The organism is Mycobacterium sp. GA-1841 (assembly GCF_001954135.1).
Lineage (GTDB): Bacteria > Actinomycetota > Actinomycetes > Mycobacteriales > Mycobacteriaceae > Mycobacterium.
In genome coordinates this window covers 1-9,615 of the sequence record NZ_MBEQ01000040.1, presented here as the reverse complement: position 1 = coordinate 9,615, position 9,615 = coordinate 1, and the positions used below count along the sequence as shown (strand labels likewise).

Genomic DNA, 9,615 nt, shown 5'->3' with positions numbered 1-9,615 from the left:
GAGCATCGAGGCGGCGAGCCTGGGGGTGGATCCGGGGCGGGTACGGCTGCTGTTGGTTGCCGTGGCGACGCTGGGCACGGCCGCGGTGGTGAGTGTCAGCGGACTGATCGGGTTCGTGGGAATCGTGGTGCCGCACGCGGTTCGGCTGCTGGTCGGCCCCGGACACCGGTTGCTGCTGCCGTTGTCGGTACTCTTCGGCGCCGCGTTCCTGATACTGGCCGACGTCCTGGCGCGCTCGGTGATGGCCCCGGCCGAACTGCCGATCGGCGTGGTGACGGCGGCCATCGGGGCACCGTTCTTCCTGGTCGTGCTGCGCCGCAGTCGGAGGTTGCCGTGACGGATGCCCTGAGGTGTACCGACCTGACTCTCGTTCGGCGGGAGACGACGGTGCTGGACTCGGTGAACCTGACGGTGTCCGAGGGCGAATGGGTCAGCGTGGTCGGACCCAACGGAGCCGGTAAGACCACGCTGCTTCATGTGATCGCCGGGCTGCTGCCGGCCGGCAATGATGCGCGGTTGACCGGGACGGTGCGGGTGGCGGGCCTGGACCCGCACGCGGTGCGCCGCCGGGAGATCGCCGCGACGGTGGCGCTGATGCCGCAGCGGCCCGTCGTCCCGGAAGGGGTCACGGTCACCGAGTTGGTCGCCCTCGGCCGGACACCGCACCTGTCGCGGTTCGCCGCACCGTCGGCCGCCGATCGTGCAGTGGTGGGCGGTGTGATCGAACGCCTCGACCTGCAGGCCATCGCCGGGCGCGCGGTGACCGAGCTCTCCGGCGGTGAACTGCAACGTGTGGTGTTGGCCCGCGCCCTGGCGCAGCAGCCGTCGGTGCTGGTGCTCGACGAGCCCACCACCGCTTTGGATGTCGGTCACCAACAACAGGTCCTGGAGCTCGTCGACGCACTCCGTGCGGCCGACGGCATCACCGTGATCGCCGCGATGCACGACCTGACGCTGGCCGGCCAGTACTCCGACCGGATGGTCATGCTCGCGGCGGGGCGGGTGGTCTCCGATGGCACACCGGCCGAAGTGCTTACCGTGCAACGGATCGCCGAGGTCTATCAGGCCCGCGTCGACGTGGTCGAGCGCGGCGGCGGAATCGCCGTGTTACCGGTTCGGGGCCCGGTGCGGTGATGGACGCCATGTTGTTGGGCACCGGCAGCGCCGACGGCTGGCCCAGCCCGTTCTGCGACTGCCGGTCGTGTCGGTGGGCGTTGTCGGCCGGTGAGATTCGCGGGCAGACGGCTGCACTCATCGACGACGTCGTGTTGATCGACTGTGGTCCGGAAGCGCCGCGGGCTGCGCTGCGCGGTGGACGAACGCTGGCTGCGGTGCGTCACATCCTGTTGACCCACGGCCATTTCGACCACGTCGGCCCGGCAGCTCTGGTGATGCGCCACTGGGTGGGCCGGACCGAGCCGCTCGAGGTGATCGGGCCACCCGGTGCTCTCGATCAGTGCCGCGACTGGGTGGGGCCGGATGATCCGATCCGATTCCGCACCGTGCACCCAGGCGACGAGCTGACCCTGCCCGCCGCCGGCGGCGCCTACACGGTGCGGGTGCTGGCCGCCGCGCACAGCGACGCACTTGTCGACGACGCCGTGCTCTATGACGTATCCCGCTGCGGGGCAAGACTTCTATGGGCCACCGACACGGGCCCGCTGCCCGCGGAAACGTACGCGTCGATCGCCGCGGCCGGATTCGATGCCGTGTTCCTGGAGGAGACCTTCGGCACCAAGACCGATCACGGTACCGACCACCACGACCTGCCGTCATTTGCGCGCACGCTGGCCGGATTGCGGGAATCCGGCGCCGTCCGAGACCATACCGATGTCGTCGCGGTGCATCTGAGCCATTTCAACCCGCCGGGCCCCGAATTGGCCTACGTGCTCGGGCAATACGGGGCGCGGGCCGGCCGGGACGGCGAGGTGGTGCGGGTGGGCACGCGCCGATCCCGGGTGCCGCCTCGGCCGTCGCGCACATTGGTTCTCGGCGGGGTGCGTTCGGGGAAGTCGGTGCATGCCGAAGGAATGCTGGCCGGCCACTCGCGGGTTCGGTACCTGGCCGCCGGCGGCGCCCGGGACGGCGACGCGGAGTGGGATCAACGAATTCGGCTGCACCGGCAGCGGCGGCCACCGGAATGGCACACCGTCGAAACCTCCGATGTCGCAGACCAATTGCGCAACACCGAGACACCGGTCCTGCTTGATTGCCTGGGCACCTGGCTGGCCGCGCGGATGGATCGGCACGGCTGTTGGGACAGCGGCCAGCTCACGCCGGTGCACGGCGACATCGACGAGCTGGTGGCGGCGTGGCGCGCGTGTGCCGTCACGGCGGTGGCGGTGAGCAACGAGGTGGGCAGCGGGATCGTGCCGGACACCGCCTCGGGACGCACCTTCCGGGACCTGCTCGGAATAGTGAACATGCGGATCGCCGCGGAATGTGACGACGTGCGGCTCATGGTGGCCGGCGTCGCGATCCCGCTGCGCGGGTGACCCTTACGCCGGTGCGCCCTGGCGCCCACGCACGAGCCGGCCCGGCCGCGCATCCGTCGGCACCCCGTTCTCGGCGATGATCTCACCGGAGACGACGGTGGCGACATAGCCGTCGGCGGTCTGGTCGAGGCGACGCCCGCCACCGGGTAGGTCATAGGCGACGACCGGCCGGTGCAACCGCAGCCCGGCATGGTCGATGACATTGAGATCGGCCTTGTAGCCCACCGCGATTCGACCGCGATCGGCCAGCCCGGCGACCCGGGCCGGCACCGACGTCAGCTCCCGCACCGCATCCTCGATGCTGAACGTCCCGGCCGCGCGGTCGCGTACCCAATGCGTCAACAGGTAGGTGGGGAAGCTGGCGTCACAGATCATCCCGTAGTGCGCGCCGCCGTCGCCGAGGCCCAGGACGACGTCATCACGTCGCAGCAACTCGGCGACGGTATCGAGCGAATTGTCACGGAAGTTGGCCAGCGTGACCAGCAGCATGGCGTGCCCGTCGTCGTCGAGCAGGCGGTCGTACGCCTCCTCCAGCGGGTCGACGCCACGAGCCCGGGCCCGCGCGCCGATCGAGTTCGACGGGTCGGGCTCGTAGTCGGGCTGTTCGCCCAGCGGGTACATGTAGTCCCAGGCCTGTACGGCGAACATCAGCGGATGCCCGTCGCTGGCTGAGGTATCGTTCAGAATCCGTTCGCGCACTTCGGGTTTACGCATCTCGGCGACCCGCTCGGCGAGCGGTAGGTGGGCGATCTCGCGATAACTCGGGTAGAGCACGAACGGGTTGCCGGACAACTCGAGCCCGAGCACCAGGCCTATGGGCCGCGGGAAGATCTGAGCGGTGACTTGAGGACCGTCGGCTCCGGAATTTTGGTTGGCCTTTTCCACCATGCGCAGCGCGTCCTCGAAGAACGCCGGGCCGGCGTTTCCGATCGCCAGCGTGAACGTCACCGGCAACCCGACGTCGGCGGCCACGTCGAACACCGTCTGCAGTGCAGGCTCGTAGTCACCCGCGACTAGATCCGGCACGAACTGGATCAGGCCGCCGCCGGCGTCGTCGACGCCCCGGGCGATCGCCTCGATCTCGGCATAGCCGGCGTCGTAACTCGGAATCGGCCGGCCACTTTCGGTCTTGTGAATCGTCAGCCGCGACGAGGCGAAACCCAGCGCGCCGGCATTCACGGCCTCGGCGGCGAGCTTGCGCATCAGGGCCAGATCCTCGGCGGTGGCCGGATCACGATCGACGCCACGCTGGCCCATCACGTAGACCCGCAGCGGAGAATGCGGCAAAAACGCCGCTACATCGATATCGAGCTGTCGAGACCCCAGGGCATCGAGGAACTCGGGGAACGTCTCCCAGGTCCATGGCAGGCCGTCGACCATCACCACCCCGGGAATGTCCTCGACCCCGGCCATCACATCGACCAACACGTCATGATCGTCGGCGCGGCACGGCGCGAACCCCACCCCGCAATTGCCCATCACCGCGGTCGTGACTCCGTGCGCCGAGGACGGGTTGAGCCGGTCCGACCAGATCGCCTGCCCGTCGTAGTGGGTGTGCAGGTCCACGAAGCCGGGAGTGACCAACAGTCCGGTGGCGTCGATCTCGCGTGCGGCGGGAGCGTCGATGGACCCGGTCCCGGTGCCGATCTGGGCGATGACACCGTCGCGCACCGCGACGTCACCGACATACGGTTTGCCGCCCAGGCCGTCGACGATGGTGCCGCCCCGGATACACAGGTCATAGGTCATCTAACAAACGTACGACGCCGCGGCCGATCGCGGAACAGGCGCCGACGTGTCGGTATCGGATGCAAGGATCGTGCCGTGATCGATCACTTCGGAATCAATTGCACCGACTGGGCCAGATCGAAAGAGTTCTACGACACCGTGCTCGGCGTCCTCGGCTACACCCGGCAGCTCGATCATGGCGTGGCCATCGGCTACGGCACCGACGGACATCCGGCGTTCTGGATCGCCGACGCCAGTGCCGGTGAGGCCGGCGGGCCCAACCGCGAAATTCACGTCGCGTTCCAGGCCACCGGGGTCGACGCCGTCACCGCGTTCTACGACGCCGCATTGACACTGGGGGTCGAGTCACTGCATGCACCGCGGCGGTGGCCCGAATACCATCCGGGCTACTTCGGCGCCTTTGTCCGAGATCCTGACGGCAACAACGTCGAGGCGGTCTTCCACGGAGCCGCCGCGTCATAGCGGGCCTACAGATTTACAGCGGCTCCAGCTCCGAGATCAGCCAGTCACCGTCGACCCGGCTCAGGCTGACCCGGTAGGCCAGGGCGTCCTTGGTCGACTGGCCGCCGCCGGCCGGTTGTGAGGTCTGGTCGACGAACACCACCACCTTGGCCTCGTCGTCCGACAGTGACTCCACACCGGTGTTGCGGACCGTGGCGGTCTGGGTGACGTTGTCGGGTTTCTCCCGGATCCGTTTGCGGTACTCGTCGACGGCCGAGCCGGTCAGCAGCTTGCTGACCGCGTCGGTGTCACCCCGGCTTGTGGTGGGCGTGAAGCTGAGCATCTTGACGACATTCGTGCTGACGAAATCCGTCACCTGTTCGCGGGCGTGGTCATCGTCGGCGATCGGTGCCGGCGCTGGTTGGCCTTTGACCGACAGCTGCCAGAAGCCCAGAGCGCCGACCACGACGATCCCCACGATGAGGGTGACGACCAGAACCAGCCAGCCCCGCGTGCGTGTTCCCATCAGTTGACGAACTCCAACTTCGAGGCCTTATAGCTCCCGTCGACATGCTGCACGGTGACCCTGGTCCGTTGCAGTGAAACCACGCCCACCGGGTTACTCGTGACGGTGACCTTGGTGTCGACGGCGACGAGGACGACCGCTTCGTCGGAGAACAACGATTCGACGCCGGCGCCGGTGACCGTTCCTTCGGTGTGCACGCCCAGCTCGCGCGCCTTGCGCTTGATCTCAGGCGCCTGGCTCTGCAGGTCGGCGCGGAACTTGTCGGTGGCCCCGTCCATGATCATTGCGAGATCGGTGTCGACGGTGTCCGCGCTGACGGTCACGGTGTGCAATGCGAAGGTCTCGGCCGCCTCGACGTACGGCTGCCACGAGGGCGTGCTGCGCGCCACGGGCGTGGAGCGGACGAACTGGCTGATGGTGAAGACAAGAGTGCACAACAGCAGGACCGCCAGCGCCGCGGGCACCACAACCCGTGCGGCACTTGGCTTCTTGGCTCGATACGGCTGCGGGATCGGGCTGGGCCCCGACCAGCTTGGCGACAGATGCGGCGCGCTGATCACCGGGGGACCGGGCGCCGAGAACGTCGGGGCCGCAATGATCCGCGGCGGCTCGGCCGACACCGACGGCGCGGGCGGCGTCGGCGCGGGCGGAACGATCGGGCCGCGGTGGGGCGCCGGGATGGTGGGCTGCGGTGACGCCGGGGCCGCGAACGCTTTGGCGAAATCGGCGCATCGTTCGTAGCGCGCGCCGCGCTCCTTGGACATGCCCTTGCGGATCACCTCGTCGAGATGGACCAGCTCGGGGCGCTCGGTCTGCAGGCTCGGCGGCGGCTCGTTGAGTTGCTTGCTGATCACCACCGCGGGATTGGAATGGTGAAACGGTGAATGCCCGGCGAGAAGCTGAAAGGCGCTGGCCGCCAACGCATACTGATCGGCGCGGCCGTCCATCGGTTGCCCCAGCAGCTGCTCGGGAGCGGAGTACGCCATCGAGCCCACGGCCATGTTGGTCGCGGTGATGCCGCTGATGTCGTCGATGCGTCGGGCAACCCCGAAGTCCGCCAACAGAATTCGCCGTCGCGACGTTTGTGGTCCGGTCAGCAGGATGTTGGCGGGCTTGACGTCGCGGTGCAGCAGGTTGCGCTCGTGGGCGTAGTCGAGTGCTTCGGCGATGGCGCTGACGACCTCGACCGCTTCGGTCAGCGGCATCCCGCCCGGGTGCTGATCGCGCACATAACGTGCGGCATCGGTGCCGTCGACGTAATCCATCGCGATCCAGAGTTGACCCTCGTACTCGCCGCGATCATGTAGGCCGACGATGTGGGGATGCCAGAGCGTGGCGGCGATGTCGGCTTCCCGGTTGAACCGGTCACGGTACTGGGCGTCGTTGGTCAGCGAGGCGGGCATGATCTTGAGCGCGTCCAGCCGGGGGAGTCGCGGATGCTGGGCCAGATACACCTCACCCATGCCGCCGGAGCCGAGCAGACGTTGAATCGTGTACCCGGCGAACACGTCACCGGTATTCAACGGCATGCCCGTGATGGTAGTCGGGACGGGCGTCGACCGGTTCGCGAGTAGCGTCGAGACCATGACTGCTGCTGATTCCGACACCGTCCGGGAACTGCTGCGCGACGCATTCACCCGGCTCATCGAACATGTCGACGACCTCACCGACGGGCTCACCGAGGACGTCTCGCGGTACCGCCCGACTCCACAGGCCAACAGCATCGCCTGGTTGATCTGGCACAGCGCGCGGGTCCAGGACCTGCAGTTGTGTGACATCGCGGGGGTGGAGCAGGTGTGGATCCGCGACGGCTGGAAGGACCGGTTCGCCCTCGATCTGCCGCACAACGACATCGGCTACGGACACAGCGCCGAGGACGTCGCGAAGGTGCACGCCCCGGCGGACCTGCTGGCCGGGTATTACCGGGCGGTCCACAAAGACACCCTGGCCTACATCGCCGGCGTGACCGCCGAGGAACTGGGCCGCATTGTCGACACCAACTGGGACCCGCCGGTGACGGCGAGCGCGCGCCTGGTCAGCATCATCGACGACTGTGCCCAGCACCTCGGTCAGGCGGCGTATCTGCGCGGCATCATCCCTTGATCACCAGATGGTGGCCGCCGATCGGCGTGGCCGCCATGGTGCTGCTCGGATGTGCGGTCCGGCGCGGACCCGTGCCGATCGACACCTGGTTCCAACGGCTCGGCAGCGCGATCGGTGTGTACCGCTATGGGTTCCTGGCGTTCACCGAACCTGTGCTGCTGACGGCCGCGCTGGCGATCGGGATCGTGATCGCGGTGCGGCAGCGCCGGCGGGGATTGGCGGTGGCCATGGCGGTGTCTCCGCTGCTGGCGATCGGCATGGTGCGGGCCGTCAAACCGCTGTTCGGCCGTGAGAAGGGTGCGGGCCTGGCCTATCCCAGCGGGCACGTGACTTTTCTCGTGGTGGTGATCGGCCTGCTCGTGGTGCTGGCAGGCGCGACGCTGTGGGCGGTGGTGGCAGCGATCGTGCTTGTCGGGCTGGGCATGTTCGGGCAGGCGATCACCTACCACTACTTCACCGACGCCGTCGGTGCGGCGTTGTTGGGCACGTCGGTGGTGTGTGTGGCCGCGATGTTCGATCGCTTCCGGCAGATCGATCAGGATGCGGGCACAGCCCCAGATCTTCGCTGAGCGATGACTTCCCGGACCCGCCGCGTCCCATCCCGTGACGGCGAACGCCGCGCAGGCATCTGACGCCGCCATTCGTTCCTCGGCGTGCGCACTTCTCAGGCGAGCCTAACTATCAAGTACGACTTAATGGTTCAGGTGTTGGCAGCGACTTCCTGGTGTTGCACCGGACAAGACTTTCGGTTGTCGAGGGCCGCCTCGGCAACGTTCATCATCCGAAGCGAGCTGCGGAAATGGCAACTTTTGTGCCTTTGCGGCAATTGAATTTACTTCGGCGATAATTCCCTATGCAAATACTTTTCGAAAGCTAGCTGAGAACAAGCTGAGATCTTCATGAGTAGGGAGTAATTTTCTTGCGTGCCGAGCAATCGATCGGCCCAAACCGCAAGTCATTGAGGGGATTTCATCTATGAGCAGTCGCGTTTCCAGTGGTCTGACGGCATGCGTGGCCATCGCCGGCGCCAGCGTCATCGCCATCACCCCGGTGGTCGCCTCACCGCCGACGCCGACGCGTGTGGTGGAAGCGCAAACCGCGCTGATGGGGGCGACGTACACGCAACTCCAAAGCATGAACCAGGGCCAGCTGGTGTTCGAGTTCGGCGTTCGAGTCGCGGAACAGTTTGCCCAGGCGCCTCTCCTTCCGCTGGTGCTCGCTGCGCAGGTCGGTGAGAAGAACCGGCTTTACGAACAGGTTCGGCAGATCATCGACGCGCCGCTGTACGTGTCTGATCCGCTGATCGAGCTCGTCCGTGACTCCGGCGGTGGCGAGGAAGTCAAGGTCTGGCGCGACACGGAGTTCTGGGCCGCCACGAATGCCGCGCGGACCCAGATCGCGGAGGCTCTTGGAGTCGACCCCACGCTCGATGCCAACTACGCGTTCAAGCTCGCCCAGGGATTGCTCGAATCCGGCTTCAGATTCGCCGAGTTGCCGGTGCTCCAGGCCTCAAGCCTGATCACCCTTGCCCAGGCAGTGGACAGTGGTAGCAAGGTCGATATCTACAAGGTGGTCCGCGATTACATCGATGGCCCGCAGTGGGCGATCGACCCGGCCATCGAAGGGATCGCGCAAGCGCTCCCGAAGTCGCTCGGTGGCGGTTCCGACGGTGTCTTCAACGACCAGAAGGACGAAGACGGGGCCATCATGCGGTTCCGCAATAAGGAAATGCTTGGTGTGCGGAACGCGGTACGAGTTGCCGCCGCGGACGTCCTTGGAGTCGACGTGAAGCCCGACGGCAACTTGCCTGATCCTGATCTTGCCGACAACCAGTCGCAGCGCACCACCCTGCAGGCCGCCGCGCCCGAGGCCGGCAAGCGTGACGTGTCGAACCTCAAGCCGCACGTCACCAGCCTCAACGCCAAGATCAAGAAGTCGATCGATGGCGCCAGGGATCGCGCCGAGAAGCGTCGGGAGACGGTCAGGGCAAATGTGCAAACCGCGGTGAACAACGCAAGGACCGCGGCGTCGAACTTCACCAAGAAGGTCACGCCGAAGAAGGAATCGAACACCGAGTCGAAGTCCGAGTCGAAGGGCTCCGAGGACTGAGCCTGGGGTGGAGGCTGACAGCGGGCGGTGACCGAGAGGTGGCCGCCCGCTGTTGGCGTTGCGCCGCACCCGGAATTAGCCATTGTCGAGCGTGCACACAGATCGCAAATTCGGCCCTTGGATTCAGGCGGTCGCTGCGGTGAATGTGGACGGGTCTGACAGTAGTCGGTCGAGTTCTTCGGCGGGGGTGCG

General features: G+C 66.9%; 10 protein-coding genes. 7 read left to right on the top strand and 3 right to left on the bottom strand.

The window, feature by feature from the left end; translation table 11 throughout:
- The 3 genes from A5740_RS10215 to A5740_RS10205 form a co-directional block, all read left to right on the top strand.
- On the top strand, positions 1 to 337 hold a 337-nt coding region (locus A5740_RS10215; RefSeq protein ID WP_139335053.1), incomplete at its 5' end, for an iron ABC transporter permease.
- A complete protein-coding gene (locus tag A5740_RS10210; RefSeq protein ID WP_076193685.1) occupies positions 334 to 1,134 on the top strand; it encodes an ABC transporter ATP-binding protein in 801 nt (266 codons plus the stop codon). The genes A5740_RS10215 and A5740_RS10210, both read left to right, overlap by 4 nt.
- The gene (locus A5740_RS10205) at positions 1,134 to 2,495 is read left to right on the top strand and encodes a bifunctional adenosylcobinamide kinase/adenosylcobinamide-phosphate guanylyltransferase (protein WP_076193683.1); all 1,362 of its coding nucleotides are present in this window, start codon (positions 1,134 to 1,136) and stop codon (positions 2,493 to 2,495) included. Before A5740_RS10210 ends, A5740_RS10205 begins: the two co-directional genes overlap by 1 nt.
- Before the next feature lie 3 nt (positions 2,496 to 2,498).
- On the opposite strand, the gene A5740_RS10200 is transcribed toward A5740_RS10205, so the two are convergent.
- Positions 2,499 to 4,244, bottom strand: a complete 1,746-nt coding sequence (locus tag A5740_RS10200; protein ID WP_076193681.1) for an amidohydrolase family protein — start codon at positions 4,242 to 4,244, stop codon at positions 2,499 to 2,501.
- A 75-nt stretch (positions 4,245 to 4,319) separates the two neighbouring features.
- Between A5740_RS10200 and A5740_RS10195 the strand changes: the two genes are divergently transcribed.
- Positions 4,320 to 4,706 carry a VOC family protein gene (locus tag A5740_RS10195; RefSeq protein ID WP_076193679.1) on the top strand — a complete coding sequence of 129 codons (387 nt, stop codon included), beginning with the start codon at positions 4,320 to 4,322 and terminating at the stop codon, positions 4,704 to 4,706.
- Between the two features lie 13 nt (positions 4,707 to 4,719).
- Here the strand turns inward: A5740_RS10195 and A5740_RS10190 are convergent, their stop codons facing one another.
- On the bottom strand, positions 4,720 to 5,211 hold the full coding sequence (locus A5740_RS10190; RefSeq protein ID WP_076193677.1) for a hypothetical protein: 492 nt from the start codon (positions 5,209 to 5,211) through the stop codon (positions 4,720 to 4,722).
- Positions 5,211 to 6,740 (bottom strand): serine/threonine-protein kinase, encoded by a 1,530-nt coding sequence (locus A5740_RS10185; protein WP_076193676.1) that lies wholly within the window; start codon positions 6,738 to 6,740, stop codon positions 5,211 to 5,213. Before A5740_RS10185 ends, A5740_RS10190 begins: the two co-directional genes overlap by 1 nt.
- A 55-nt stretch (positions 6,741 to 6,795) precedes the next feature.
- On the opposite strand from A5740_RS10185, the gene A5740_RS10180 reads away from it, so the two are divergent.
- The 3 genes from A5740_RS10180 to A5740_RS10170 all read left to right on the top strand — a co-directional run bounded on the left by A5740_RS10180 (position 6,796) and on the right by A5740_RS10170 (position 9,423).
- The gene (locus A5740_RS10180; RefSeq protein WP_076193687.1) at positions 6,796 to 7,314 is read left to right on the top strand and encodes a mycothiol transferase; all 519 of its coding nucleotides are present in this window, start codon (positions 6,796 to 6,798) and stop codon (positions 7,312 to 7,314) included.
- Positions 7,311 to 7,883 carry a PA-phosphatase gene (locus tag A5740_RS10175; RefSeq protein ID WP_076193674.1) on the top strand — a complete coding sequence of 191 codons (573 nt, stop codon included), beginning with the start codon at positions 7,311 to 7,313 and terminating at the stop codon, positions 7,881 to 7,883. Before A5740_RS10180 ends, A5740_RS10175 begins: the two co-directional genes overlap by 4 nt.
- Positions 7,884 to 8,325: 442 nt before the next feature.
- Entirely contained in the window at positions 8,326 to 9,423 is a 1,098-nt protein-coding gene (locus tag A5740_RS10170; RefSeq protein ID WP_076193672.1) for a hypothetical protein, read from the top strand.
- The last annotated feature ends 192 nt before the right edge of the window (positions 9,424 to 9,615 follow it).